Source organism: Pulveribacter suum (assembly GCF_003013695.1).
GTDB classification, from domain to species: Bacteria; Pseudomonadota; Gammaproteobacteria; order Burkholderiales; family Burkholderiaceae_C; genus Melaminivora; species Melaminivora suum.
Genome location: NZ_CP027792.1, coordinates 1,289,943 through 1,314,709, shown reverse-complemented (window position 1 = coordinate 1,314,709; position 24,767 = coordinate 1,289,943). Strand labels below are relative to the sequence as shown.

25 protein-coding genes are annotated in these 24,767 nt (G+C 67.7%); 9 read left to right on the top strand and 16 right to left on the bottom strand.

The annotated features are described in order from the left end of the window. Positions 1 to 37 precede the first annotated feature (37 nt). The 8 genes from lysS to C7H73_RS05940 all read left to right on the top strand — a co-directional run bounded on the left by lysS (position 38) and on the right by C7H73_RS05940 (position 8,424). The gene (gene lysS / locus C7H73_RS05975) at positions 38 to 1,588 is read left to right on the top strand and encodes a lysine--tRNA ligase (protein WP_106845815.1); all 1,551 of its coding nucleotides are present in this window, start codon (positions 38 to 40) and stop codon (positions 1,586 to 1,588) included. Between the two features lie 33 nt (positions 1,589 to 1,621). After that, positions 1,622 to 2,635, top strand: a complete 1,014-nt coding sequence (locus tag C7H73_RS05970; RefSeq protein ID WP_106845814.1) for a GGDEF domain-containing response regulator — start codon at positions 1,622 to 1,624, stop codon at positions 2,633 to 2,635. A 31-nt stretch (positions 2,636 to 2,666) separates the two neighbouring features. After that, positions 2,667 to 3,326 (top strand): mechanosensitive ion channel family protein, encoded by a 660-nt coding sequence (locus tag C7H73_RS05965; RefSeq protein ID WP_106845813.1) that lies wholly within the window; start codon positions 2,667 to 2,669, stop codon positions 3,324 to 3,326. A gap of 154 nt (positions 3,327 to 3,480) precedes the next feature. Then, on the top strand, positions 3,481 to 4,602 hold the full coding sequence (locus tag C7H73_RS05960; RefSeq protein WP_106845812.1) for a branched-chain amino acid ABC transporter substrate-binding protein: 1,122 nt from the start codon (positions 3,481 to 3,483) through the stop codon (positions 4,600 to 4,602). A 108-nt stretch (positions 4,603 to 4,710) separates the two neighbouring features. Continuing rightward, on the top strand, positions 4,711 to 5,640 hold the full coding sequence (gene livH / locus C7H73_RS05955; protein ID WP_106845811.1) for a high-affinity branched-chain amino acid ABC transporter permease LivH: 930 nt from the start codon (positions 4,711 to 4,713) through the stop codon (positions 5,638 to 5,640). 23 nt (positions 5,641 to 5,663) lie between these two features. After that, on the top strand, positions 5,664 to 6,896 hold the full coding sequence (locus C7H73_RS05950) for a high-affinity branched-chain amino acid ABC transporter permease LivM (protein WP_193483959.1): 1,233 nt from the start codon (positions 5,664 to 5,666) through the stop codon (positions 6,894 to 6,896). Beyond that, positions 6,893 to 7,666, top strand: a complete 774-nt coding sequence (livG, locus tag C7H73_RS05945) for a high-affinity branched-chain amino acid ABC transporter ATP-binding protein LivG (RefSeq protein ID WP_106845809.1) — start codon at positions 6,893 to 6,895, stop codon at positions 7,664 to 7,666. Before C7H73_RS05950 ends, livG begins: the two co-directional genes overlap by 4 nt. Before the next feature lie 56 nt (positions 7,667 to 7,722). Further along, entirely contained in the window at positions 7,723 to 8,424 is a 702-nt protein-coding gene (locus C7H73_RS05940; RefSeq protein WP_106847552.1) for an ABC transporter ATP-binding protein, read from the top strand. A gap of 118 nt (positions 8,425 to 8,542) precedes the next feature. On the opposite strand, the gene nagZ is transcribed toward C7H73_RS05940, so the two are convergent. Continuing rightward, positions 8,543 to 9,712: a beta-N-acetylhexosaminidase gene (nagZ, locus tag C7H73_RS05935; protein ID WP_106845808.1), complete on the bottom strand. Its 1,170-nt coding sequence runs from the start codon at positions 9,710 to 9,712 to the stop codon at positions 8,543 to 8,545. A 233-nt stretch (positions 9,713 to 9,945) separates the two neighbouring features. On the opposite strand from nagZ, the gene C7H73_RS05930 reads away from it, so the two are divergent. Then, positions 9,946 to 10,125, top strand: coding sequence for a CsbD family protein (locus C7H73_RS05930; protein ID WP_106845807.1), 180 nt, complete (start codon positions 9,946 to 9,948; stop codon positions 10,123 to 10,125). Between the two features lie 129 nt (positions 10,126 to 10,254). Here C7H73_RS05930 and acpS read toward each other — a convergent pair whose 3' ends face one another. From acpS to acpP, 15 genes are all read right to left on the bottom strand, one after another. Continuing rightward, positions 10,255 to 10,647, bottom strand: coding sequence for a holo-ACP synthase (acpS, locus tag C7H73_RS05925; protein WP_106845806.1), 393 nt, complete (start codon positions 10,645 to 10,647; stop codon positions 10,255 to 10,257). A gap of 57 nt (positions 10,648 to 10,704) precedes the next feature. Beyond that, complete coding sequence (locus C7H73_RS05920; protein ID WP_106845805.1) at positions 10,705 to 11,478, bottom strand: pyridoxine 5'-phosphate synthase; 774 nt, start codon at positions 11,476 to 11,478, stop codon at positions 10,705 to 10,707. A gap of 43 nt (positions 11,479 to 11,521) precedes the next feature. Then, positions 11,522 to 13,255, bottom strand: coding sequence for a DUF4153 domain-containing protein (locus tag C7H73_RS05915; protein ID WP_106845804.1), 1,734 nt, complete (start codon positions 13,253 to 13,255; stop codon positions 11,522 to 11,524). 8 nt (positions 13,256 to 13,263) lie between these two features. Further along, on the bottom strand, positions 13,264 to 14,028 hold the full coding sequence (gene recO / locus C7H73_RS05910; protein ID WP_106845803.1) for a DNA repair protein RecO: 765 nt from the start codon (positions 14,026 to 14,028) through the stop codon (positions 13,264 to 13,266). Between the two features lie 236 nt (positions 14,029 to 14,264). Next, a complete protein-coding gene (gene era / locus C7H73_RS05905; protein ID WP_405124787.1) occupies positions 14,265 to 15,206 on the bottom strand; it encodes a GTPase Era in 942 nt (313 codons plus the stop codon). A 71-nt stretch (positions 15,207 to 15,277) separates the two neighbouring features. Continuing rightward, positions 15,278 to 15,964, bottom strand: a complete 687-nt coding sequence (rnc, locus tag C7H73_RS05900) for a ribonuclease III (RefSeq protein WP_106845801.1) — start codon at positions 15,962 to 15,964, stop codon at positions 15,278 to 15,280. Between the two features lie 39 nt (positions 15,965 to 16,003). After that, a complete protein-coding gene (locus C7H73_RS05895; RefSeq protein WP_106845800.1) occupies positions 16,004 to 16,372 on the bottom strand; it encodes a DUF4845 domain-containing protein in 369 nt (122 codons plus the stop codon). A gap of 46 nt (positions 16,373 to 16,418) precedes the next feature. Continuing rightward, a complete protein-coding gene (lepB, locus tag C7H73_RS05890) occupies positions 16,419 to 17,393 on the bottom strand; it encodes a signal peptidase I (protein ID WP_106845799.1) in 975 nt (324 codons plus the stop codon). A gap of 7 nt (positions 17,394 to 17,400) precedes the next feature. Beyond that, a complete protein-coding gene (lepA, locus tag C7H73_RS05885; RefSeq protein WP_106845798.1) occupies positions 17,401 to 19,209 on the bottom strand; it encodes a translation elongation factor 4 in 1,809 nt (602 codons plus the stop codon). Between the two features lie 384 nt (positions 19,210 to 19,593). Then, positions 19,594 to 21,024 (bottom strand): DegQ family serine endoprotease, encoded by a 1,431-nt coding sequence (locus C7H73_RS05880; RefSeq protein ID WP_193483958.1) that lies wholly within the window; start codon positions 21,022 to 21,024, stop codon positions 19,594 to 19,596. Positions 21,025 to 21,209: 185 nt separating this feature from the next. Beyond that, a complete protein-coding gene (locus C7H73_RS05875; protein WP_106845796.1) occupies positions 21,210 to 21,857 on the bottom strand; it encodes a sigma-E factor negative regulatory protein in 648 nt (215 codons plus the stop codon). Positions 21,858 to 21,895: 38 nt separating this feature from the next. Further along, positions 21,896 to 22,531 (bottom strand): RNA polymerase sigma factor RpoE, encoded by a 636-nt coding sequence (rpoE, locus tag C7H73_RS05870; protein WP_106845795.1) that lies wholly within the window; start codon positions 22,529 to 22,531, stop codon positions 21,896 to 21,898. A 24-nt stretch (positions 22,532 to 22,555) separates the two neighbouring features. Next, entirely contained in the window at positions 22,556 to 23,053 is a 498-nt protein-coding gene (locus C7H73_RS05865) for a hypothetical protein (protein ID WP_157948324.1), read from the bottom strand. A gap of 56 nt (positions 23,054 to 23,109) precedes the next feature. Further along, the gene (fabF, locus tag C7H73_RS05860; RefSeq protein ID WP_106845793.1) at positions 23,110 to 24,354 is read right to left on the bottom strand and encodes a beta-ketoacyl-ACP synthase II; all 1,245 of its coding nucleotides are present in this window, start codon (positions 24,352 to 24,354) and stop codon (positions 23,110 to 23,112) included. A gap of 112 nt (positions 24,355 to 24,466) precedes the next feature. Beyond that, positions 24,467 to 24,706 carry an acyl carrier protein gene (gene acpP / locus C7H73_RS05855; RefSeq protein WP_106845792.1) on the bottom strand — a complete coding sequence of 80 codons (240 nt, stop codon included), beginning with the start codon at positions 24,704 to 24,706 and terminating at the stop codon, positions 24,467 to 24,469. Between the last annotated feature and the right edge of the window lie 61 nt (positions 24,707 to 24,767).

Below are 24,767 nucleotides of genomic sequence, written 5' to 3'. Positions count from 1 at the left end.
CCCTCCCCTTCCCCCTGCGTTCTTCTGTCTCTTTCCTATGTCTTCCGACCAGCCCACCCCCGCCAACCCGCCCGTGGATGAAAACCAGCTCATCGCCGAGCGCCGCGAGAAACTGCGGGAGCTGCGCGAGCGCCAGGGGCGCGGCGAAGGCGTGGCCTTTCCCAACGACTTCAAGCCTGCCCACCGCGCCGCAGAGCTGCAGGCCGCGCACGGCGGCCAGGAGGGCGAGGCGCTGGAGGCCCAGGCCATCGCCGTGAGCGTGGCCGGCCGCATGATGCTCAAGCGCGTGATGGGCAAGGCCAGCTTTGCCACGCTGCAGGACGGCTCGCTGGGCGAGACGGGCGGGCGCATTCAGCTGTACGTGACGCGCGACGCCGTGGGCGAGGAGGCCTACGCCGACTTCAAGCGCTGGGACCTGGGCGATATCCTGGGCGCCGAGGGCACGCTGATGAAGACCAAGACGGGCGAGCTGTCGGTCAAGGTGACGCGCCTGCGCCTCCTGACCAAGAACCTGCGCCCCATGCCCGACAAGTTCCACGGCGTGGCCGACCAGGAGGTCAAGTACCGCCAGCGTTACGTCGATCTGATGACCGACGAGGCCGCACGCCGGCGCTTCGTGGCGCGCAGCCAGGCGATTTCCGGCATCCGCGCCTTCATGGTCGAGCATGGCTTTCTGGAGGTGGAAACGCCCATGCTGCACCCCATCCCCGGCGGCGCCAACGCCCGGCCCTTCTCCACGCACCACAACGCGCTGGACCAGGAGATGTTCCTGCGCATCGCCCCCGAGCTGTACCTGAAGCGCCTGGTGGTGGGCGGCTTCGAGCGGGTGTTCGAGATCAACCGCAACTTCCGCAACGAAGGCATCTCGGTGCGCCACAACCCCGAGTTCACCATGATGGAGTTCTACGCGGCCTACTGGAACTACCGCGACCTGATGGACTTCACGGAAAGCCTGGTGCGCAACGCCGCCCTGAAAGCCACCGGCAGCCTGCAGCTGACCTACGGAGGGCGCGCCGTGGACCTGGCGCAGCCCTTTGCCCGCCTGACCATCCGCGAGGCCATCTACCAGTACACCGAAGCGGGCGCTCACGTGGACGACGCCGCCTGGCTGATCAGCGCCCTCAAGAAGCTGGGCATGACGGAGGAAAAGCAGCGCCTGTCCACGCGCACGCTGGCCGGCCTGCAGGTGCTGTACTTCGAGGAAACGGTGGAGGACAAGCTCTGGCAGCCCACCTTCATCATGGAGCACCCGACCGAGATCAGCCCGCTGGCGCGCGCCAACGACACCCGGCCCGAGGTGACTGAGCGTTTTGAGCTGTACATCACCGGGCGGGAGTTCGGCAACGGTTTCTCCGAGCTGAACGACGCCGAGGACCAGGTGGCGCGCTTTCAGGCGCAGGTGGACGCCAAGGACAGCGGCGACGACGAGGCCATGTATTTCGACCACGACTTCGTGCGCGCGCTGGAATACGGCCTGCCCCCCACGGGCGGCTGCGGCATCGGCATCGACCGGCTGATGATGCTGCTCACCGACAGCCCCAGCATCCGCGACGTGATCCTGTTCCCGGCCCTGCGCCGCGAGCACTGAGCCAGGGCGCCGCTCATCTCCCCGCCGCCATCCATGGCCCCCGCCGCGAGCGCCGCGCCCGAGCACGAGCCGTTTTGCGTGCTGCTGGTGGAAGACCAGGCCTCGCTGCGCGCCCAGCTGTGCAGCGAGCTGCAGCGCGCCGGCGCCACCGAGGTGCTGCAGGCCGCCGATGCGGACGCCGCGCTGCAGCTGTTCAAGCTGCGCCGCCCCGACCTGGTGCTGCTGGACATCCGCCTGCCCGGCAGCGAGGACGGCTACTGGGTGGCCCAGCGCATGCGCGAGGCCGAGCCCGGTGGCTGGACGCCCATCATCTTCCTGTCCGGCCTGGACGGCGACGGCGACCTGTGGCGCGGCATTGAAGCCGGTGGCGACGACTATCTGGTCAAGCCGGTTCGGCCGATCGTGCTGGCGGCCAAGCTGCGCGCCATGCGCCGCCTGCGCGACATGCGCCGGCGCCTGGTGCAGCTGACCGAGGAGCTGCACCTGGCCAACCAGCGGCTCAACGAAATGGTGGAGCTGGACCCGCTCACGGGCCTGGTCAACCGCCGCGGCTTCGACCGCATCCTGCACAGCGAAATCCTGGCCGCGCGCCGCGACGGCACGCCGCTGACGCTGATGCTGTGCGACCTGGACCACTTCAAACGCTACAACGACACGCTGGGCCACGTGCAGGGCGATGAATGCCTGAAGGCGGTCAGCCGCGTGCTGCGCGAGGTCTGCATGCGTCCGCGCGACACGGCCGCGCGCTACGGCGGCGAGGAGTTCGCGTTGATCTTGCCGGGCACCCCGCGCTCGGGCGCCATGACGTTCGCGCGCGCCCTGGGCAAGCTGCTGGCCAGCCGCGCCCTCACCCATCCCGACTCGCCCGGCGGCCACATGCTCACGCTCTCGGGCGGCATCACCACCTGCGTGCCCGACGCCACGACCAGCGCCGAGAGCATGCTGATCCGCGCCGACGAGGCCCTGTACGCCGCCAAGGCACAGGGCCGCAACCGCTTTTTCAGCTTCGAGATGCAGATGGATACCATCGAGCAGCGCCACCTGTGAACCCGCGGCCCGCCTCCGCCTTTTTGACCGCATGCATTCGCGCCTGACGTCCTACCTGCCCCTCTGGATGCACGACTGGCTGGAAGTCATCGTGCCGTTGCTGCAGCTGGCCCTGATCGCCTTGGTGGCCCTGCTGCTGCAGCGGCTGCTGCATCGCATACTGCGCCGCGCCAGCGAGCATTACCAGTTTCCCCACGACCTGCTCAAGCCGGTGCGCAACGTCCTGCGCTGGCTGGTCTATGGTGGCGCCCTGCTGCTGGCGCTGGAGCGCCTGGGCGTGTCGGCCAGCGTGCTGTGGACGGCCTTCACCGGCTTTGCCACCGTGGGCGCGGTGGCGTTCTTCGCCGCCTGGAGCGTGCTGTCCAACCTGTTTTGCGCGCTGCTCATCGTCACCGTGGGGCCCTACCGCATCGGCGACCACATCGAACTGCTGGACAGCGGCGACAAGCCGGGCGCCCTGGGCCGGGTGGTGGACATCAACATGCTCTACACCACGCTGGAAGACGCCACCGCCCCTGAGCCCGGGACGCTGCTGCAGATCCCCAACGCCCTGATCTTTCAGCGCGTGCTGCGGCGCTGGCGTGCTGGCACGCCGGTGCCGGCAGAGCGGCTGGTGCCGCCGGTGCCGCCGGTGACGCCGGAACAGGCAACGGTTCTGCCCCAGGTGCAGCGGGGCTCCAGCCTGCTATAGGCTGCGCCCGTTTAGCAAAATGTCTGGCACGCCAACACCCGCAATTACCCTGTTGCCCACTTCCTGCAGACAGATAAGCTGGCGGCCTCTGCCGCAGGCCCCTTCAGGGGCCTGTTGATTTTTACATCACCTCCGTTCACACCGAGACACCGTTATGACCGTTCCGTTTCGCATGCATTCTGTCGTCGCTGCCATGGGCCTGGCCGGCGCTGCATTGCTGCTGCCCGCGCATGCGCAGATCAAAATCGCCATGGTCATGCCGACCACGGGCCCGCTGACCCAGTACGGCGACATGGTCAAGGAAGGCGCATCCACCGCTGTTGAGCTGGCCAACGCCGCCGGCGGCATCAACGGCAAGAAGATCGAGCTGGTCGCCATCGACGACGCCTGCGAGCCCAAGCAGGGCCCGGTAGCCGCCAACCGCGTGGTCAACGCCAAGATCGGCTACGTGGTGGGCCCGGTGTGCTCGGGCGCATCCATCGCCGCCGCCCCGATCTACAACAACGAAGGCGTGGTGGTGGTGACCCCCTCGGCCACGTCGCCCGCGCTGACTGACGGCAAGAACTACCACTTCATCTTCCGCACCATCGGCCGCGATGACCAGCAGGGCCCCTCGGCCGCCAAGTTCATCGTCGAGAAGGCCAAGCCCAAGAAGGTCGCCGTGCTGCACGACAAGCAGTCCTACGGCCAGGGCATCGCTTCGTCCGTGCGCGACGACCTGAAGAAGGCCGGCGTGCAGGTTGCCCTGTTCGAAGGCATCAATGCCGGCGACAGCGACTACTCCGCCGTCATCACCAAGCTCAAGAGCGCGGGCGTGGACTTCGTCTACTACGGCGGCTACCACCCCGAGATGGGCCTGCTGCTGCGCCAGGCCAACGAGCAGGGCCTCAAGGTCCGCATGATGGGCCCCGAGGGCGTGGGCAACCCCGAAGTGAACGCCATTGCCGGCCCTGCCGTCGAAGGCATGCTGGTGACGCTGCCCGCCGACTTCTCGGCCAACCCCAAGAACGCTGCCGTGGTGAAGGCCTTCCAGGACAAGAAGCGCAATGCATCCGGCGCCTTCCAGCTGACCTCGTTCGCCGCCACGCAGGCCATCCTGGACGGCATCAATGCCGTGGGCGACGACCCCGCCAAGGTGGCCGACCACCTGCACAAGGCCACCGTCGAGACGGTGCTGGGCCCCGTGTCCTGGAACAAGCAGGGCGACCTGAACGCGTTCGACTTCCAGGTCTTCGAGTGGCACAAGGACGGCAGCAAGTCGCCCGCCGCCAAGTAAGCCAGCCGCTCCCCATGCACACCGGTGTGCGCTGCCCAGCGCGCACCGGTGTGCTGCCATCCGGGCCCCTCGTGGCCCTTTTTTTCGATTGAGGAGGGGGGACACACCATGTCCGATCTCTTGCCCCAGCTGATACAGCAGCTATTCAACGGTCTGTCCCTGGGCGCCATCTACGCCCTGATCGCCATCGGCTACACCATGGTCTACGGCATCATCGGGATGATCAACTTTGCCCACGGCGAGATCTACATGATCGGCGCCTACATCGGCCTGGTGACACTGTCGGCCATCGGCATGCAAAGCGGCCTGCCGGTGTGGGCCATCATTTCCATCATGCTCATCGTGGCGGTGGTCATCACCGGCGTCTATGGCTTCGTGGTCGAGCAGGTGGCCTACAAGCCGCTGCGCGGCAGCCCGCGCCTGGTGGCACTGATCTCGGCCATCGGCATGTCCATCTTCCTGCAGAACTGGGTGGCCCTGGGCCAGGGCGCGCGTGACATGGCCGTGCCCTCGCTCATCCCCGGCGCGCTGCGTTTCGGCGGCGAGGACGGGGGCTTCGAGATCTTCGTGCCCTACTCGCGCATCCTCATCATCGTGGTGGCCGTGGCGCTGATGGCGCTGCTGACGGTGTACATCAAGCACTCGCGCATGGGCCGCGCCTCGCGCGCCTGTTCGCAGGACATGCACATGGCCAACCTGCTGGGCATCGACACCAACCGCGTCATCTCCTTCACCTTCATCCTGGGCGCCGTGCTGGCGGCCGTGGGCGGCGTGCTGATCGCGCTGGCGGTGGGCAAGCTCAACCCCTTCATCGGCTTCATTGCCGGCATCAAGGCCTTCACGGCTGCAGTGCTGGGCGGCATCGGGTCGATTCCCGGCGCCATGCTGGGCGGCGTGGTCCTGGGCGTGGCGGAGACCTTCGCCGCGGCCTACATCTCGTCCGAATACAAGGACATCGTGGCCTTCGGCCTGCTGGTGCTGATCCTGCTGTTTCGCCCCACCGGCCTGCTGGGCAAGCCCGAAGTGGAGAAGGTGTGATGCAAGCCACGGCACAACGACCCATGGCCTTCTCGGCCAACCTGCGCCACGCCTTCGTCTCCGCGTTCCTTGCGGCCATCGTGGTGTTGCCCATCTTCACCCTGCACCTGGAGCGCGCCGGCATGCGCACCGTCATCGTGCCCGACTGGCGCACGCTGCTGTGGGGCTGCCTGGCGGTCTTCGTGGTGCAGCTGCTGCGCCCGCTGTTCGTGCAGCGCCTGCCGCGCATCTCCCTGCCCAGCCTGCCGCAGATCGCACCCCGCCAGCACAGCGTGCTGCTGCTGGCCGCACTGATGATCGCCATCATCTGGCCCTTCTTTGCCGGGCGCAACGCCGTGGACATCGCCACGCTGGCCATGATCTACGTGATGCTGGGCCTGGGCCTGAACGTGGTGGTGGGCTTCGCCGGCCTGCTGGACTTAGGGTTCGTCGGCTTTTATGCCGTAGGTGCCTACACCTTCGCCCTGCTGTACCACTGGGCCGGCTGGAGCTTTTGGCAGGCGCTGCCCCTGGCGGGCGCCATGTCGGCCCTGTTCGGCTTCATCCTGGGCTTTCCGGTGCTGCGCCTGCGCGGCGACTACCTGGCCATCGTGACGCTGGGCTTCGGCGAGATCATCCGCCTGCTGCTGGTCAACCTGACGGACTGGACGGGCGGGCCGGACGGCATCTCGGGCCTGCCCAAGCCCAGCGTGCTGGGCCTGGAGATGGCGCGCAGCCCGAGCGTGGAGGGCGGCACCACCTTCCACCAGTTCTTCGGGCTGGACTTCAACTCCATGCACATGGTGATCTTTTTGTACTTGATGGCGCTTTTGCTGGCGCTGGTCACGCTGTTCATCAGCAACCGGCTGATCCGCATGCCCATCGGCCGCGCCTGGGAGGCGCTGCGCGAGGACGAGATCGCCTGCCGCTCGCTCGGCCTGAGCCCGATGAAGATCAAGCTCTCGGCCTTCACGCTGGGCGCCATGTTCGCGGGCTTCGGCGGCGCCTTCTTCGCCGCGCGCCAGGGCATCGTGAACCCTGAGTCGTTCACCTTCATCGAGTCCGCGCTGATCCTGGCCATCGTGGTGCTGGGCGGCATGGGCTCGCAGCTGGGGGTGATCCTGGCGGCCATTTTGCTGACCGCGCTGCCCGAGGTGGCGCGCGAGTTTTCCGAATACCGCATGCTGATCTTCGGCCTGGTCATGATCGTGATGATGATCTGGCGCCCGCAGGGCCTGCTGCCCATGAAGCGCCACCACGTGGAGGTGCCGGCATGACGACAGGCACCCCTCTCTTGCAGGTCAAGGACCTGTGCATGCGCTTTGGCGGGCTGCTGGCGGTGGACCATGTCGCCTTCGACGTGGCGCCCAAGGAGGTCTTTGCCATCATCGGCCCCAACGGCGCCGGCAAGACCACCGTGTTCAACTGCATCAGCGGCTTCTACCAGCCCAGCGCCGGGCAGATCCAGCTGGCGGGCAGCAGCATCGCCGGCCACAGCAGCCACCAAGTCGCCAATCAGGGCGTGGTGCGGACCTTCCAGAACGTGCGCCTGTTCAAGGCCATGACGGCGCTGGAAAACCTGCTGGTGGCCCAGCACCGCCAGTCGCGCGCGCCGCTCCTGGCCGGCATCTTCAACACTGCCAGCTACCGCAAGAGCGAGGCCGAGAAGATCGAGCGCGCCCTGCACTGGCTGGATGTGATGGGCCTGCGCCAGTACGCCAACCGCGAGGCCGGCAACCTGGCCTACGGGCACCAAAGGCGCCTGGAAATCGCCCGCTGCATGATCACCGGCCCGCGCCTGTTGATGCTGGACGAGCCGGCTGCCGGCCTGAACCCGCAGGAGAAGAAAGACCTGCAGCAGCTCATCGACCAGCTGCGGCGCGACTACGGCGTGACGGTGCTGCTGATCGAGCACGACATGGGCCTGGTCATGGGCGTGTCCGAGCGCATCCTGGTCATGGAATACGGCAAGCCCATCGCCCTGGGCATCCCCGAGGCCATCCGCAACGATGAACGGGTCATCAAGGCCTATCTGGGAGAAGCCTGATGGCCACGACGACCACGACAACGACCACCACCACGGGCGCCGCCAGCGCCACGCCCATGCTGCAGGTCAGCGGCCTGTTCACCCACTACGGCGCCATCTGCGCCGTCAACGACGCCAGCCTGCACGTCAACCAGGGCGAAATCGTCTCGCTCATCGGCTCCAACGGCGCCGGCAAGACCTCGTTGCTCATGACCCTGTGCGGCACGCCGCGCGCCAGCGCCGGCAGCGTCCACTTCGAGGGCGAGGACATCACCCAGCAATCCACCCACCTGATCATGAGGAAAGGCATCGCCGTCTCGCCCGAAGGGCGGCGTGTGTTCCCCGCGCTGACGGTGGTGGAGAACCTGAAGATGGGCGGCTTCTTCCTGGACAAGGGCGAGGTCGAGGCCGGCATGGAACACGTCTTTCAGCTGTTCCCGCGCCTGAAGGACCGCGCCCACCAGCGCGCCGGCACCATGAGCGGCGGCGAGCAGCAGATGCTGGCCATCGGCCGCGCCCTGATGAGCCGCCCGCGCCTGCTGCTGCTGGACGAGCCCACCCTGGGCCTGGCGCCACTCATCATTGCCCAGATCTTCGAGATCATCCAGACCATCCGCGCCGAGGGCGTGACGGTGTTCCTGGTGGAGCAGAACGCCAACCGCGCGCTGGCCATTGCCGACCGGGGCTATGTGCTGGAGAACGGGCGCGTGGTGCTGCAGGACACGGGGGCGAACCTGCTGGCCAATGCGGATGTGCGCAAGGCGTATCTGGGCGGGTGACCCGGCCTGGTGCCCCAACAAAGCGGCCTCTGGCCGCTTTTATTTTGATAGCTGCTGGCGCTTGCAGGGCAAGGGCTAGAGGCCGATTGCACCTGTTTTTTATGCGTGAATGCCAAGCTTACGGCAACAAATCCAACGCATGCATGTACGCCGGCTGCACCATCAGCTCTTCCCACGGCTGCGGCAGCGTCTCCGGCAGCAGGGCCACGCGGCGGGCTTCGCTCGCCTCGCTGGGCTGCCAGCGGCCGGCAGCACCCGCGGCGGCCAGGCCGTCGATCAGCTCGTCCACTGCCCTGCCGCCCTCCAGGCTCTGGTTGCACAGCAGCACCAGATCGCAGCCGGCCTGCAGCGCAGCCACGGCGGCGTCGGCGTAGCCGACCAGCTGCCCGTCCAGGCGGCGCGCGCCTTCCATGCTCAGGTCGTCGCTGAAGATGGCGCCGTCAAAGCGCAGGCGCGTGCGCAGGATGTCTTGCAGCCACTTGCTTGAAAAACCCGCCGGGCGGCTGTCCACCTTGGGGTAGATGACGTGCGCCGGCATGACGCTGGTCAGCACACTGGACAGCCAGGCATACGGCGCGGCATCGTCCTTGAGGATGGCCGTCAGGCTGCGCCGGTCCACCGGCACTTCGGTGTGCGAATCGGCCGCCACATGGCCATGGCCGGGAAAGTGTTTGCCGCAGTTGGCCATGCCGGCCTGCAGCAGGCCGTGCATGAGGGCGCGCGACAGCATGGCGACGACGCGCGGGTCGCTGTGGAAGGCGCGATCGCCGATCACGGTGCTGCGGGAAGCGCCGGGCCGCCCCAAGCTTTCCGAGCCCCCTCGGGGGGCAGCCAGCGCTTGCGCTGGCGTGGGGGCTTCATGTTTCCAGTCCAGGTCCAGCACCGGCGTGAACGAGAAATCCACCCCGCAGGCGCGCAGCTCGCTGGCCAGCACGTAACCGGCGGCCGTGGCGGCGTCCATGGCACGCAGGGCGCCGCTGCCTTCGCGGTGTTTGCTGCCCTTGCCATCCTGAGTCCACAGCTCGCCGAAAGCGCGCATGGGCGGCAGGTGGGTGAAGCCGTCGGTGCGAAAGCGCTGCACGCGCCCGCCTTCGTGGTCCACGCAGATCAGCAGGTCGTCGCGCACGGCCTTGATGGCGGCCGTCAGCTCCAGCAGCTGCATGCGGTGCTGCCAGTTGCGCGAAAACAGGATGACGCCGCCCACCAGTGGGTGCGCCAGGCGCCGGTGGTCGTCGGCGCTCAGGGTGGCGCCGGCCACGTCGATGACCAGGGGGGAATGTTGTGTCATGGCTTTTGCTCTTGAATGGATAGCTGGTGGCGCTTGCCGGGCAACGGTTGGAGGGCTCTTTGGTTACCAACAGCCAGACGCGAGGCTGCGCCTGCCAGGGACGGAATGTAGGCTGCTGCCGACCCGAGAATGTAATTTTGGCTGCTTCATGGCGGCCCGGCGCGGCATTAAGTTAGCGGTGTCGCACGGCCATACGGGCCGATGTGCATCGTCATCATTTCAAAGGAAAGCATATGAACACCGATCAGATCAAGGGCGCCGCCAAGGAAGTTGCCGGCAAGGTACAACAAAAGACCGGCGAGGTCTTCAACAGCCCCGAGCAGCAGGTCAAGGGCGTGGCCAAGCAGGTCGAGGGCGGCGCACAAAAGTCCTACGGCAACGCCAAGGAAGACATCAAGGACGCCACGAAGTAAGTCCAAGGCCACTGGGGGCTGACACCTCCCGCATCCTGGCCCAACCCGAAGGCCCCGTTGCATGACTGCAGCGGGGCTTTCGCCTTTGCGCGGCCGCGCGGGCAAGCGCAAGCGGGCGGCGCGGGCCGGTCAGGCCTGCTCGACCACGACAAAGCTGGCGGCGTAGTCGCTCTCATCCGTCACGCTCAGGTGGGCGCGCAGGCCGCGCGCGTCGAACCACGCCTTCAAGGCGCCGTGCAGTATCAGCGTGGGCTGGCCGCTGGGCAGGTGGGCGACCTCACAGGCGCGCCAGGTCATGGGCATGCGCATCCCCAAGCCGATGGCCTTGCTGAAGGCCTCCTTGGCAGAAAAGCGCGTGGCCAGAAAACGCACGCCGCGTTCGGGCCAGCGGGCGCTGCGAGCGCGCCAGGTGGCCAGTTCGCCATCGGCCAGCACGCGCTGGGCAAAACGCTCGCCATGGCGCTCCAGGCTGCCTTGGATGCGGCGCACGTCGCAGATATCGGTTCCGATGCCGTAGATCATGGTTACATGCCAAATCAGCCTCCAGCGCTTGTCAGACAAGCGCTGGCAGCTATTAATTCAGGAGCGGCGGCGCGCCATGCCGTCGTCGATGCACTGCTGGTAGGCGCGCACGGCGGCGGCGTAGCCCAGCTCCAGCGCGTCCGACATGAAGGCGTGGCCGATGGACACTTCCAGCAGCCCCGGCACGCGCGCGACGAAGGCGGCCAGGTTGTCCTGGTTCAGGTCGTGCCCGGCGTTCACGCCCAGGCCGGCCTCCAGCGCCGCCTGGGCGGCGGCGGCGTAGCGCGCCAGCTGCTCCTCCTGCTGCGGCGTGCCCCAGGCGCAGGCGTAGGGCTCGGTGTAGAGCTCGATGCGGTCGGCGCCCACGGCGCGCACCGCCTGCATCTGCTCGGGCACCGGGTCCATGAACAGGCTGACGCGCACGCCCAGGGCCCTGCATTCGGCCACCAGCGGCGCCAGGCGTTCGGCGTCCTGCGGGAAGCTCCAGCCGTGGTCGCTGGTGAACTGGTCCTCGCCATCGGGCACGAAGGTGGCCTGGCTCGGGCGCACGGCGCGGATGAACTCCATCAGGTTCTGCGTGGGGTTGCCCTCGATGTTGTATTCGCGCCCGGGCCAGTCCTGGGCCAGCAGCTCAGCCAGCTCGTGCACGTCGTGCGCGCGGATGTGGCGCCCGTCGGGGCGCGGATGCACGGTGATGCCCTGGGCGCCGGCCGCCAGGCACAGCCGGGCGGCACGGGCCACGCCGGGGATGCCCAGGTGGCGCGTATTGCGCACCAGCGCGACCTTGTTGACGTTGACGGAAAGGGAGGTGCGCGGGTAGGCGGCGGTCATCGGGTGGCAGCGGGTTGTCGCGGTGGGGCGGCCAATATAGCAATCAATCGGATGCGCGCACGCTGTAGCGCTCGCCGCCGATGAGCAGATCGTGCCAGCGCGGCGCCTGGGTGCGCACGCCCTGCTCCAGCGAAGCCCCACCCACGCCGCCGTGCAGGCGCCCTGCGTTGCGGCCATGCAGCCGTCCGGCCTCGCGCCAGTGGCCGCCCTCGCGGGTGAACACCGGGCTGGCATGGCCGTCGAGCAGCACCTGCTCCGGCTGGCCGTCGCCGTCCATGTCGATGGACAGCAGCGGGCACGGGGCCTCCTCTGTGCAGTCCAGGGTGAGCGTGCGGCCTTCCAGCGCCACCAGCGCGAAGGCGAGCCAGCCGGCGTCGGGGGCCGTGCCCTGGGGGTGGGGGCGCAGGTGCGCGCGCAGCCTCTCGGGCGTCCATTCATCGCCCGGCGCAAGGTCCGCGGAAAGATAGCGGCTGGTGGCCGCCAGCGTGCGCTGCGCTTGCAGACGTATCTGCGCGGCTTGCGGATGCTCCTGCTCGCGGCTGAGGCGCTCAAGCGCCGCGTGGCCCGCGCGGCCGGCGTCCCAGCGCAGGTAGTGATAGTCGAACGCATCGGGCTCGATCCGCTGCGCCGCAAGCCGCGCCAGCTGGCTGGCCACGGCGATGCGTGCCGGCTCCAGCAGCGGCGTGCAGGTCAGCAGCGCCAGTGCCACGCCCAAAAGCGCGGCAGCGACGTTGACGCGCCGTGTCAGCGCCATCCACGGCGCGCCGCGCCGCGGCAGCACCGCGGCGGCCGCATACCCGAGCGCATAGACGGCCATCAGCAGCACGGCCAGCGCCGCCCAGACGCGGTCCACGCTCCAGCCGTGCTGGGCCACGCGCAGGCCCAGCGCGTAGGCGCACAGCAGCGCATAGAGCGGCAGGCTGAGCAGCCCCGCCTCGACCAGGCGGCGCAGCAGCGGGCCGAAGCGCTGGCCCTGCACCGTGCCGTCGCTCCAGGCAACGTTGAACAGAAACACGATCCAGGCCATCAGCCCCAGCATCAGCACGCTGGCACGTCCCGTGGCCCACAGCGGCGCCAGGCCGCGCACCGGCAGCGCCAGCGCGAACAGCAGCGCGATCAGGCAGGCCAGCGGCAGCAGCGAGCCCAGCGCGTGCAGCAGCGTGCGCCAAAAGCCCTCCAGCGCCTCCTCGCGCGTGGCAAACAGCGCCAGCCCCGCGCCAAAGGCCAGCGGCGTTGCCAGGTAGATGAACGTCCGGCTGCCGAAGAGCGTGGCGAACAGCGTCACGCCGAGCACCTTGAACAGCGCCGCCAGCAGCATCAGCAGCGCCCAGAACAGCAGGGCGAACAAAGCGGCCACCTGCAGCTGGAAGGCGTGCCGCCACGAGGCGGCGAACAGCTGGGCGTAGTCGCGCGCCCAGTGGCGCGTGGCCAGTCGCTGCTCGATGAACGGCAGCAGCACGAACCAGCAGGCGGCCAGCAGCGCGAGCGACCACCCTTGCGCGGCGCCGCGCTGGTCGTCCACGACCTGATGGCCCACATAGGCGGCCGCCGCCGCCAGCGTCAGGCACAGCGCGCCTGCCAGCGCCCACAGCAGCTGCCGCCCGCGGTGCGCGGCGAGCAGCTGCAGCGTCAGCGGCAGTGCCAGGGCCAGCACGTACAGCGGCCACAGCACGGCTGGCGCCAGACTTTCGTGCGCACGGTGCAGCGACCACAGCGCCGCGCCTTGCGCCAGCGCCCAGGCGGCGATCCACAGCCGCGCCGAAGGGTGCGATGCCACGGCGCGCCCTACAGGTCCTGCAGGTCGCGCATCAGCTGGCGCGTGCGCAGCAGCGGGCTGCCGCAGTGGTATTGCAGCAGCGCGCGCAGCTGTGGCTTGAGCTCGGCGGCGACGGGCGCCACGGCGCGCAGCAGCGCGGTGTAGGCGGCGCCCGACTCCAGTGCGCGCTGCAATGCCGCCCACTGCGCGCCGCCCAGGCTTGCACGGTCACCGGGCGCAGCGGCGCGCAGCCCGCCCTCGGCCACCAGGGCGTAGGGCGCATCCGGCGCCACGGGCCCGAGGGTGGCGGTCTCAACGTCCAGCGCGGGCAGCAGGCCCAGCTCGCGCAGCAGCAGCAGCTCGAAGGCGCGCAGCAGCGGCTCCAGCGCGTCGCCATGCTCGCCGCTGCCCAGCACGCGCACGACGCCGGCATACACGTCGAACAGCGCGGCGTAGGGGTCTTCGCGTGCCAGCAGGCGCAGCAGCAGCTCGTTCAGGTACAGGCCCGACAGCAGCGCGTCGCCCGTGGGCATGACGTGGCCGCCGGCCCATTCGGCGCCGCGCAGGGGGTGGATCTCGCCCTGGCCGCCGCCCGTCACCGCATACGCCACGCGCAGCGGCTGCAGCGGCAGCAGCACGGGACGGAAGTTGGAGGTGGGCTTTTTCGCCCCCTTGGCCACCAGCACCACGCGGCCGTGGTGGCGGGTGAAGGTCTCCAGGATCAGGCTGGACTCGCTCCAGTCGTAGCTGTGCAGGACGAAAGCCGGCTCATCAGCGATGCGGCGGGTGGCCATCGCGCTACTTTTTTTATAGCTGCCGGCGCTTGGCAAGCAGGCGCTGCAGGCCAATTTGACCCAAAAAGACCCTGCTCTCCCGCTGCCTTCGCGGCGCACGCCCCGCACCCAACCGCGCCAGGCAAGCAGACGCCGTGGATCTGGCTTGGCCAGTCCAGCGGCGTCGTCCCCCTTCCCGCAGCGCGCAGCGCGGCGAGAGAAGGGGGAAGCGGCACAGCCGCGCAGGGGGTTGATCGCTATTCATAGCCGAAAGATCGGACGCGCGCCTCGTCGTCGGCCCAGCCCGAGCGCACCTTGACCCAGACCTCCAGGAACACCTTGGCGTCCAGCAGCTTTTCCAGCTCCTGGCGGGCCTCGGTGCTGATGCGCTTGAGGCGCTCGCCGCCTTCGCCGATGACCATGGCCTTGTGGCCGTCGCGCTCGACCACGATGGTCGCGGCGATGCGGATGAAGCGCTTGTACTGCTTGCTCTTTTCCTCATCGAGCTTGTCGATGATGACCGTGGAGGTGTAGGGCAGCTCGTCGCCCGTGAAGCGAAACAGCTTCTCGCGCACCGTCTCGCTGGCGAGGAACTTCTCGCTGCGGTCGGTGAGTTCGTCCTCGCCGTACCACCAGGGTTGCTCGGGCAGGTATTTCTCGACGATGCCGTACAGCCGCTCGATGTCGCCCTTGTTCTTGGCCGACATGGGAACGAACTCGGCGAACGGATGGCGCTCCTGCATGTCCCGCAGCCAGGGCGCGATCTCGGCGCGGCGGTGCACGGCGTCGAGCTTGTTGGCGATCAAGAGCGTGGGGATGCCGGGCTTGAACAGGCTCAGCACCTTGGCGTCGGCCAGGGTGAAGCTGCCGGCCTCGACCACGAACAGGATCAGGTCCACGTCGCCAATGGCGCCCATCACGGTCTTGTTCAGCGACTTGTTGAGCGCCGTGCTGTGCTTGGTCTGAAAGCCCGGCGTATCGACAAAAACGAACTGCGTGTGCTCGCGCGTGCGGATACCGGTGATGCGGTGGCGCGTGGTCTGCGCCTTGCGCGAAGTGATGCTCACCTTCTGCCCCACCAGCGCGTTCATCAGCGTGGACTTGCCCACGTTGGGCTTGCCGACGATGGCGATCAGGCCGCAGCGCTGGCCCTCGGCCGCGACCGGGGCCGCGCCACCGGGACGGGCCGCGGCGAGCATGGATTCAAGGTCATTTTGGGCCTCAGCGCCCGTCTGCTCTGCGCCAGCAGCTATTGTTTTGGTAGTGCCAGTCATGCCTTCAATGCTTTCAGTTGGGCCAGCATGGCGCTGGCGGCTTCCTGCTCGGCGGCGCGCCGCGAGGCGCCGGTCCCGCGGGCGCGCAGGCCTTTCTCGGCCACCTCGCACTCCATGTGGAAGACCTGGTTGTGCGCCGCGCCGGTGATCTCGGCCACACGGTAGCCGGGCAGCTTCAGGCGCCGGCCCTGCAACCACTCCTGCAGTGCGGTCTTGGCGTCCTTGGAGTCGGCCTGCAGGCGGGCGCTCAGCTCCACGCCCTCGAACAGCCGGTGCACCAGCGCCTGCGCGGCCTCATAGCCGGCGTCCAGATAGACCGCACCGATCACCGCCTCCAGCGCGTCGGCCAGGATGGAGGGACGCTGCTTGCCGCCCGACTTGGCTTCGCCCTCGCCCAGGCGCAGCACCTCGGGCAGCTGCAGCCGCGCGGCGATGGGGTGCAGCGATTCCTGGCGCACCAGGTGCGCGCGGATGCGCGACAGCTCGCCCTCAGGCAGCGTGCGCAGCCGCGTGAACAACAGGGTGGAGACGGCCAGGTTCAGCACCGAGTCGCCCAGGAATTCCAGGCGCTCGTTGTGCTCGGAGCTGAAGCTGCGGTGCGTGACGGCACGCTCGAGCAGCAAAGGATCGGAAAACGCATGCTGCAGCCGTTGCTGCAGCGCCGTGAGACTGTCGGAAGGCACCGATGGGATAAAAGCAGGTGAGGTGAAGGGAAAGGGCGATCAGTTGGTCGATTCGTTGAACCGATAGACCAGATAGGCCGGGCCGACCAGCGGGATCTCGCGCGAGTAGCTGAAAGACACGACGATCTTGTCGTTGCGCTTGGTCACTTCCAGGTCCTTGCCGCTGACGGACTCGATGTTGTCGATGGCGGCTGCGCGGTCGAAGGCGCCGCGGATCTCGGGCACCGTGCTGCCATCGCGGGCGGCCTTGATGGCGGCCTTCTTGATGGCGAAGTACTCGATGAAGATGGGCAGCGACTGCCCGCCAATGGCGAAAACCGCCACCGCCAGCACGCCGACGAAGATGACGCCGATGAAGGACAGTCCCCGCTGGCGCGAGCGGGCCGCAGTGCGTTGCTTGTTGGCCATGCCTGATTTCCCCCGGTTGGTGTTGTGTGCGCAGTGCGGCCTGCGTTCAGTTGAACGGGCCGATGCGCTTGAGGTTGCCGAAATTCATCCACACGAAGAAGGCGCGGCCGACGATGTTCTCGTCCGGCACGAAGCCCCAGTAGCGCGAATCGAGCGAATTATCACGGTTGTCGCCCATCAGAAAATAGTGGCCCTCGGGCACCGTGCAGCTCACGCCTTCCACGCTGTAGCGGCAGTTCTCGCGGAACTTGAAGTTGCTGGCGCCCTGCACGAAGGCGGGCGCCTCGGGGTTGTTCAGCACGCGGTGGCGCTTGCCGCCCAGGTCTTCCTCGAACTGCTTGAAGTAGCGCATGGCGTCTTGGTCAAAGAAGTCCGGCAGCGCCGTAGTAGGCACGGCCTGGCCGTTCACCGTCAGGCGCTTGTTCAGGTAGGCCACCTCGTCGCCGGGAATGCCGATCACGCGCTTGATGTAGTCCATGCTGGGCTGCGGCGGGTAGCGAAACACCATCACGTCGCCGCGCTGCACGGGCGTGCCAGCGGTGATTTTCTTGTTGATGACTGGCAGGCGCACGCCGTAGGTGAACTTGTTCACCAGGATCAGGTCGCCCACCAGCAGCGTGGGGATCATCGAGCCCGACGGGATCTTGAATGGCTCGAACAAAAACGAGCGCAGCAAAAAGACGATGGCGATGACCGGGAACAGCCCGGCCGTCCAGTCCAGCCACCACGGCTGCATGAGGATGCGGCCGCGGGCCTCGGCGACGTCGCCGTCCACCTGGCGGATGCCCATGCGGTCCAGCTCGGCGCGGCGCTGCGCGGCAGCGGCTTCCAGCGCCTGCGCGGCGCGACGGCGCCGCGGCAAAAAGAGCAGCCGCTCGGCCAGCCAGTAGGCGCCGGTGACCGCCGTGGCCAGGAACAGCAGCAGCGCGAAATTGCCTTCGATGGCGCCCATGTACCAGGCGCCCACGTAGCCGACGAAGGCCGCCAGCACGGCGGCGGTGATGTATTGCATGGCGTGCATGGCCGCTTTACTCCTCGACCTGCAAGATGGCCAGGAAGGCCTCCTGGGGCACCTCGACCGAACCGATCTGCTTCATGCGCTTCTTGCCGGCCTTTTGCTTTTCCAGCAGCTTTCTCTTGCGCGAGACGTCGCCGCCGTAGCACTTGGCCAGCACGTTCTTGCGCAGCGCCTTGATGGACTCTCGGGCGATGATGTTGGCGCCAATGGCTGCCTGGATGGCCACGTCGAACTGCTGGCGGCTGATGATCTCGCGCATCTTGGCGGCCACCGCGCGGCCGCGGTATTGCGCCTGGGTGCGGTGCACGATGATGGACAGCGCGTCCACCTTCTCGCCGTTGAGCAGGATGTCCACCTTGACCACGTCGGACGGCCGGTTCTCCTTGAACTCGTAGTCCATCGAGGCATAGCCGCGCGAGACGGATTTGAGCTTGTCGAAGAAGTCCAGCACGATCTCGCCCAGCGGCATCTCGTAGGTCAGCATGACCTGGCGGCCGTGGTATTGCATGTTCATCTGCACGCCGCGCTTTTGGTTGGCCAGCGTCATCACCGGGCCCACGTATTCCTGCGGCATGTACAGGTGCACGGTGACGATGGGCTCGCGGATTTCCTGCATGCGGCCCTGCTCGGGCATCTTGGAGGGGTTCTCCACCTGGATGACCTCGCCGTCGCCCTTGACCACTTCATAGACCACGCTGGGCGCGGTGGTGATCAGGTCCTGGTCGAATTCGCGCTCCAGGCGCTCTTGCACGATCTCCATGTGCAATAGGCCCAGGAAGCCGCAGCGAAAGCCAAAGCCCAGCGCCTGCGATACCTCGGGCTCGTAGTGCAGCGAGGCATCATTGAGCTGCAGCTTTTCCAGCGCATCGCGCAGCGCGTCGTACTGGTTGGCTTCGGTGGGGTACAGGCCGGCAAAGACCTGGGGCTGGATTTCCTTGAAACCGGGCAGCGCCTTGTCCGCCGGGCCCAGGTTGTTGGGCAGCTTCTTTTCCAGCGTGATGGTGTCGCCCACCTTGGCGGCCTTCAGCTCCTTGATGCCGGCGATGATGTAGCCCACCTCGCCCGCCCGAAGCACGTCGCGCGCGACCTGGCCCGGGGTGAATACGCCCAGGTTGTTGGCGTCGTAGGCCGCGCCGGAGGCCATCATCTTGAAGCGCTCGCCTTTTTTGAGCTCGCCATCGACCACCCGCACCAGCATCACCACGCCCACGTAGCTGTCGAACCAGCTGTCGATGATCATGGCGCGCAGCGGCGCGGCGGCCTGGCCACGCGGCGCCGGTACCTTGGCGACGATCTGCTCGAGCACGTCGTCGATGCCCATACCGGTCTTGGCGCTGATGGCAATCGCCTCGCCGGCGTCGATGCCGATCACATCCTCGATTTCCGCCTTGGCGGTCTCCGGGTCCGCCTGGGGCAGGTCCATCTTGTTGAGCACGGGCAGCACTTCCACACCCAGGTCCAGCGCCGTGTAGCAGTTGGCCACCGTCTGCGCCTCCACGCCCTGGCTGGCATCCACCACCAGCAGCGCACCCTCGCAGGCCGACAACGAGCGAGACACTTCGTAGGAGAAGTCCACGTGGCCGGGCGTGTCGATCAGGTTCAGGTTGTAGATCTGGCCGTCGCGTGCCTGGTACTGCAGCGCCGCGGTCTGCGCCTTGATGGTGATCCCGCGCTCGCGCTCGATGTCCATCGAGTCGAGCACTTGCGCTTCCATGTCGCGATCCGCCAAGCCGCCGCAGCGCTGGATGATGCGGTCGGCGAGCGTGGACTTGCCGTGGTCAATGTGCGCAATGATCGAGAAATTTCGGATGTGGTTCATCAACGGCTAACGACAAGAATGTGAAATGCAACGGCAGCAGCCAAGAAAAAAGGGCGCCTCGACTTAAGCGACGCGCCCTGAACCAACAATCTTTGGCAACTGCGATGGTTGGAGCTTCATTGTAGGCAAAAACACCTGCCCGCACAGCTCGCCCGGCCCGTGCCAGGGGCCATTGCCACGTTGCAAAGAAAATTTGTGCACATCTTGTCCACAGGGCCTGCAGTGTTGCATGCAAGCCGTGGCTTGTGCCTGGATTCGTGGGGCGCCCGCTGGCAGCCTGCCGGCCCGCGCTGGGCTTGTCGGCCTGCCCCACACAGGGCGGCGGCGGCCATTTTTTGGCCGGCCATTCTACCAAACCGCCTCTCGCAGACCGCAGGACTGCGATCAGCGCGCGGGACGGATCAGCGCGTACTGGGCCCACTCGCCGCGGCGCACCAGCACGCTGACGGGCTTGGCCTTGTCAGCCTTGGCCACGGCGGCTTCGAAGTCCTTCAGGCCGCGGATTTCCACGTTGGCCAGCGCCATGATGACGTCACCCTCGCGCAGGCCGGCGCGCGCGGCCGCATCGCTGGCAGAGACCACGCGCACGCCGCCCTTGGCCTTGAGCTCCTTTTCCTGCGCCGGGGTAAGCTCGGCCACCACCAGGCCCAGCTGCTGGGCCGAGCTGGTGGGCTGCTTGCCGCTCTTGCCGCCCTGCCCCTCCTCCGCCTTGGCCACCGGCTTGTCGTCCGGCTCGATCTCGGCGATGGTCACCGTCAGGTCGCGCGAGGCGCCACGGCGAAAGACGGTGATGCCGGCCTTGGTGCCCGGCTTGGTGTTGCCTACCAGGCGCGGCAGGTCGGCCACCTTGTCCACAGGCTTGCCGTCGTAGCGGGTGATGATGTCGCCCGCCTCGATGCCCGCCTTCTCGGCGGGCGAGCCTGGCTCCACCCCGCGCACCAGCGCGCCCTGCGATTTGCCCAGACCGATGGACTCGGCCACGTCCTTGGACACGCCCTCGATCTGCACCCCAATGCGGCCGCGGCTCACGCGGCCGCTTGCGCGCAGCTGCTCGCTGACGCGGATCGCCTCATCGATCGGAATGGCGAACGAGATGCCCATGAAGCCACCCGAGCGCGAGTAGATCTGGCTGTTGATGCCCACCACCTCACCGCGCATGTTGATCAGGGGGCCACCCGAGTTGCCGGGGTTGATGGCCACGTCGGTCTGGATGAAGGGCAGGTAGTCGCCCGTGTCGCGCTGCTTGGCGCTAACGATGCCGGCCGTCACGGTGTTTTCCAGCCCGAAGGGCGAGCCGATGGCCATGACCCATTCGCCGGTCTTCAGGCGGCTCACGTCGCCCACTTTCACAGCCGGCAGGCCGGTGGCGTCGATCTTGACCACGGCCACGTCGGTGCGCTTGTCGGCGCCGATGATCTTGGCCTTGAACTCGCGCTTGTCGGTCAGCGTCACGATGACTTCTTCGGCGCCTTCGACCACATGGGCATTGGTCATCACGAAGCCATCAGCGCTCAGGATGAAGCCCGAGCCCACGCCGCGCGGCTGCTCGTCGCGCTGCTGCGGGCCCTGCTGGCGCGGCACATTGGGCATCGGCAGGCCGAAGCGGCGGAAGAACTCCAGCATCTCTTCGTCCATCGGCCCCGCGGAGGAGCGGGCGCTGACGCGCTCGGTCGTGCGGATGTTGACCACCGACGGGCCGACCTGGTCCACCAGATCGGTGAAGTCCGGCAGGCCGCGCACTGCGGCGCCGGTCTGGGCCAGCGCCGGCGTGGCCGTGGCAAGCAGACCTGCCCCGCCAGCGAGGCCCAGGGCCATCGCCAGCGCACAGGCGGACAGACGATTTCGGGGGGCAAGGGTGTCGATGAGCATCGGCGGCTTTTCCAGTCAAAGAGGTCTTGTTGTTGCGGCCCGCGTGCTGCGGATGAGTGGCCACTTGGAAAGGCAGCAGGCGCATTGGTTCCCCCAAGCGCCTGCGGGGCGAGGACGCCCGCAGCGGCAGCTCAGTGCTCGCTGCCGGCGAAGGTGGCGTTGCGCAGGAAGCCGGCCGGCATCTGCAGCGCCGAAGTGCTGTTGCCCAGCTGGCGATGGGCCGTCAAAAGCTCGTCCAGACGCGGGTCGCGGATCATGACCGGGCTTTGGCCGGGCGACTGCGCCGCGCCTTCGGCACTGGCCGCCAGCACCGCCTGCGCCGGCAGGGAGGGGACGGGCACGGCAGCCAGCTGCGCGCCCTGCGGCGCGGCGCCCAGGCCCACGTAGGCGTTCCAGCCCAGCACGGCAACGGCCGCCAGCGAGGCAAAGCCGGCGGCGAGCTTCCAGCGCAGCACCTGCGCGTTGGCGGCAGGGTCGTGCGCGACCTGCACGCCGAGCGGCGGCGCCAGCGGCTGCAGGGCCGAAGGCGCCAGACGCACGGCAGCGCCTTCCTGCGCCATCTGCCTGCGCAGACGCGCCAGCAGTGCGCCATCGGCATGTGCCATGGCCGGCTCACCCTGGCGCAGGGCCTCGCCCACCACGTGGTACAGCTGCCAGCAGGTGCGGCCTTCCTCGGTGGCCGAGAAATCCATCGCACCGGCAACTTCCGGTCCGTGCAGCTCCCCGTCGGCCAGGGCCGACAGGCGTTCACGCATCATCACAGCATCTTGGTCATTCATGGTTTCACCCGTTTTGGGGCCCCGTTCTGGCTGTCTGGCTACCAACGTTTGCCCGAGCGCTTGTCGAGCAGCGGCTTGACGCGCGCTGAGATCGCCTCGCGCGCCCGGAAGATGCGCGAGCGCACGGTTCCGATGGGGCAATCCATGGCCGTGGCGATTTCCTCGTAGGTCAGGCCTTCGATCTCCCGCAACGTGACGGCCTGGCGCAGCTCCTCGGGCAACGCTGCCAGTGCGGCGTTGACCGCGGCAGCGACTTCCTGGGCGGCCAGCACGGTTTCCGGGGTCTCGTCGCTGGTTAGTTCACGATCGAGCAGCGAAGTTTCATCCTCGTCGTCGGAGGCGCTGCGCAGGGCGCTTTCGGTGATGACGGGGTCGCGGCGCAGGTCCACCAGAGCCTTCTTGGCCGTGTTCACGGCGATGCGGTACAGCCAGGTGTAGAACTGGGCGTCGCCCCGGAACTGGTGCAGCGCGCGCCAGGCCCGCAGGAAGGCCTCCTGCGTGATATCGGGCACCAGGTCCACGTCGCGCACCATGCGTCCGACCAGGCGCTCCACGCGGCGCTGGTACTTGATGACCAGCAGCTCGTAGGCCCGCTGGTCGCCAGCCACCGCGCGCTCCACCAGCCGCAGGTCGCTGTCGGCGGGAGAGGGGCTGGCGGGGGGAGGAGCTGTCATGTCGTTGGTCGTTGTGCCTGCCGCTCAGGAGGCGGCTTCGTCGGTGGAGGGCTGGGCAGGCGCTGCAGGGGCGCGGGAATATAACGCACGGCGAATGGCCGGCCAGGCCCCCGGCAGGGGCGGTGCAGCACCCTGGTGCAGCCACAGCCAGCAGGGTCGCCCCTGCCCGGTGCGTGCCTGCAGGAGCAGCGCGAACTGCAAATCCAGGCGCACCTCGGGCCGGCCCGCGAGCTGTTCGGGCTGGACCGCACCGGATCGCTGCAGTTGCCAATCTGCGCCATTCCAGTGCAACTGCCCGCGGGGGAGGCTGCGCTGCCAATGCCAGGCCGCAGCGGTGCAGCCCAGCCATAGCAGCAGCCCCGCGGCGCCCCTGGCTATCTGGTGGGTGTTGCCCAAGCCCCAGGCCAGCCAGCAGCCGATGGCCAGCAGCCCCGCGGCGCTGCCCATCGCCAAAACCCAGGACACGCCCGAAGAAGGTCCGACTGCGTGGTGCGCCGGCGGGGGCAGCAGATGGCCACGCATGCGACAGGCGACAGGAAACTCAGGCCGCCGAGGCGGCGCGGCCGCCCTGGCGCGGCTCACACACGCTGGAAGACCAGCGTGCCGTTGGTACCGCCAAAGCCGAAGTTGTTCTTGAGCGCGATGTCCATCTTCATGTCACGCGCCGTGTTGGCGCAGTAGTCGAGGTCGCACTCAGGGTCCTGCTCGAAGATGTTGATCGTGGGCGGCACCTTCTGGTCGCGCAGCGCCAGCACGGTGAACACACTTTCGATGCCGCCGGCGCCGCCCAGCAGGTGACCGGTCATGGACTTGGTGGAGCTGACCACCATGTTCTTCGCATGCTCGCCCAGGGCCGCCTTGATGGCGTCGGTCTCGTTCAGGTCGCCCAGCGGCGTGGAGGTGCCGTGCGCATTCAGGTACTGCACCTGGTCGGCATTCAAGCCGGCGTTGCGCAGGGCGGCCTGCATGGCACGGCGCGGGCCGTCCATGTTGGGCGCCGTCATGTGGCCGGCGTCGGCGCTCATGCCATAGCCCGTGAGCTCGGCATAGATATTGGCGCCGCGTGCCTTGGCGTGCTCGTACTCTTCGAGCACCAGCACGCCCGCACCCTCGCCCAGCACGAAGCCGTCGCGGCCCTTGTCCCAGGGACGCGAGGCGGTCTGGGGATCGTCGTTGCGCGTGGACAGGGCGCGCATGGCAGCAAAGCCGCCCACACCCAGGGGCGACACGGTGGCCTCGGTGCCGCCAGCGACGATCACATCGGCGTCGCCGTACTCGATCTTGCGCGCTGCCTCGCCGATGCAGTGCAGCCCGGTGGTGCAGGCTGTGACCACCGACAAATTCGGGCCCTTGAAGCCGAAACGCATGGACACGTGGCCCGCCACCATGTTGATGATGGAGGCCGGCACGAAGAACGGCGTGATGCGCCGCGGCCCGCGCGCTTCCAGCTCGGCGTGGGTGTTCTCGATCAGCGGCAGCCCGCCGATGCCCGAGCCGATGATGCAGCCGATGCGCGTGGCCAGTTCTTCATCCAGCGCCTCGCCGGTGGGCAGCCCTGCGTCCTGCACAGCCTCCTGCGCAGCGGCAATGCCGTAATGGATGAAGGTATCCATCGTGCGCGCATCCTTGGTGCTCAGGTAGGCGCCCAGGTCGAACCCCTTGACCTCGCCGGCAATCTTGCAGGCGAAGTTCGACGCATCGAACCGGGTGATGAGGTCGATGCCGGACTTCCCGGCGAGGATGTTGGCCCAGGCGTCCTGCACCGTGTTGCCCACGGGGCTGACGCAACCCAGGCCGGTCACGACAACGCGGCGACGGCTCATGCGTTAAAAACCTTGTAGCTATTGGATGCGCGGGGTCGCTGCTGCGGCAGTGCGCAAGCCAGAAGAAACCAGCGGCCCTGACCGGGCCGGGGATCCGGCAGAGGGCTGGAGATCAGCCCTTTTGGTGGGAGACGGCGTAGTCGATGGCGTTTTGCACCGTGGTGATCTTCTCCGCGTCTTCGTCGGGGATCTCGATGCCGAACTCGTCTTCCAGAGCCATCACCAGTTCCACCGTGTCCAGCGAGTCGGCACCCAGGTCGGCCACGAAGGCTTTCTCATTGGTGACCTGGGACTCTTCCACGCCGAGTTGTTCGGCAATGATCTTTTTGACACGTGCTTCGATATCGCTCATGGGTTTCCCTCAAGGGGTTGTGAATGAATCCGCGATTCTAGCCGCTTCGGGGTCGTGCCCC

Bases quoted from the DNA above. Each gene is read 5' to 3' on its own strand.
- lysS (WP_106845815.1), top strand. From the start codon at position 38: ATGTCTTCCGACCAGCCCACCCCCGCCAACCCGCCCGTGGATGAAAAC.
- C7H73_RS05970 (WP_106845814.1), top strand. From the start codon at position 1,622: ATGGCCCCCGCCGCGAGCGCCGCGCCCGAGCACGAGCCGTTTTGCGTG.
- C7H73_RS05965 (WP_106845813.1), top strand. From the start codon at position 2,667: ATGCATTCGCGCCTGACGTCCTACCTGCCCCTCTGGATGCACGACTGG.
- C7H73_RS05960 (WP_106845812.1), top strand. From the start codon at position 3,481: ATGACCGTTCCGTTTCGCATGCATTCTGTCGTCGCTGCCATGGGCCTG.
- livH (WP_106845811.1), top strand. From the start codon at position 4,711: ATGTCCGATCTCTTGCCCCAGCTGATACAGCAGCTATTCAACGGTCTG.
- C7H73_RS05950 (WP_193483959.1), top strand. From the start codon at position 5,664: ATGGCCTTCTCGGCCAACCTGCGCCACGCCTTCGTCTCCGCGTTCCTT.
- livG (WP_106845809.1), top strand. From the start codon at position 6,893: ATGACGACAGGCACCCCTCTCTTGCAGGTCAAGGACCTGTGCATGCGC.
- C7H73_RS05940 (WP_106847552.1), top strand. From the start codon at position 7,723: ATGCTGCAGGTCAGCGGCCTGTTCACCCACTACGGCGCCATCTGCGCC.
- nagZ (WP_106845808.1), bottom strand. From the start codon at position 9,712: ATGACACAACATTCCCCCCTGGTCATCGACGTGGCCGGCGCCACCCTG.
- C7H73_RS05930 (WP_106845807.1), top strand. From the start codon at position 9,946: ATGAACACCGATCAGATCAAGGGCGCCGCCAAGGAAGTTGCCGGCAAG.
- acpS (WP_106845806.1), bottom strand. From the start codon at position 10,647: ATGATCTACGGCATCGGAACCGATATCTGCGACGTGCGCCGCATCCAA.
- C7H73_RS05920 (WP_106845805.1), bottom strand. From the start codon at position 11,478: ATGACCGCCGCCTACCCGCGCACCTCCCTTTCCGTCAACGTCAACAAG.
- recO (WP_106845803.1), bottom strand. From the start codon at position 14,028: ATGGCCACCCGCCGCATCGCTGATGAGCCGGCTTTCGTCCTGCACAGC.
- era (WP_405124787.1), bottom strand. From the start codon at position 15,206: ATGCTCGCCGCGGCCCGTCCCGGTGGCGCGGCCCCGGTCGCGGCCGAG.
- C7H73_RS05895 (WP_106845800.1), bottom strand. From the start codon at position 16,372: ATGGCCAACAAGCAACGCACTGCGGCCCGCTCGCGCCAGCGGGGACTG.
- lepB (WP_106845799.1), bottom strand. From the start codon at position 17,393: ATGCACGCCATGCAATACATCACCGCCGCCGTGCTGGCGGCCTTCGTC.
- lepA (WP_106845798.1), bottom strand. From the start codon at position 19,209: ATGAACCACATCCGAAATTTCTCGATCATTGCGCACATTGACCACGGC.
- C7H73_RS05880 (WP_193483958.1), bottom strand. From the start codon at position 21,024: ATGGCCCTGGGCCTCGCTGGCGGGGCAGGTCTGCTTGCCACGGCCACG.
- C7H73_RS05875 (WP_106845796.1), bottom strand. From the start codon at position 21,857: ATGAATGACCAAGATGCTGTGATGATGCGTGAACGCCTGTCGGCCCTG.
- rpoE (WP_106845795.1), bottom strand. From the start codon at position 22,531: ATGACAGCTCCTCCCCCCGCCAGCCCCTCTCCCGCCGACAGCGACCTG.
- C7H73_RS05865 (WP_157948324.1), bottom strand. From the start codon at position 23,053: ATGCGTGGCCATCTGCTGCCCCCGCCGGCGCACCACGCAGTCGGACCT.
- fabF (WP_106845793.1), bottom strand. From the start codon at position 24,354: ATGAGCCGTCGCCGCGTTGTCGTGACCGGCCTGGGTTGCGTCAGCCCC.
- acpP (WP_106845792.1), bottom strand. From the start codon at position 24,706: ATGAGCGATATCGAAGCACGTGTCAAAAAGATCATTGCCGAACAACTC.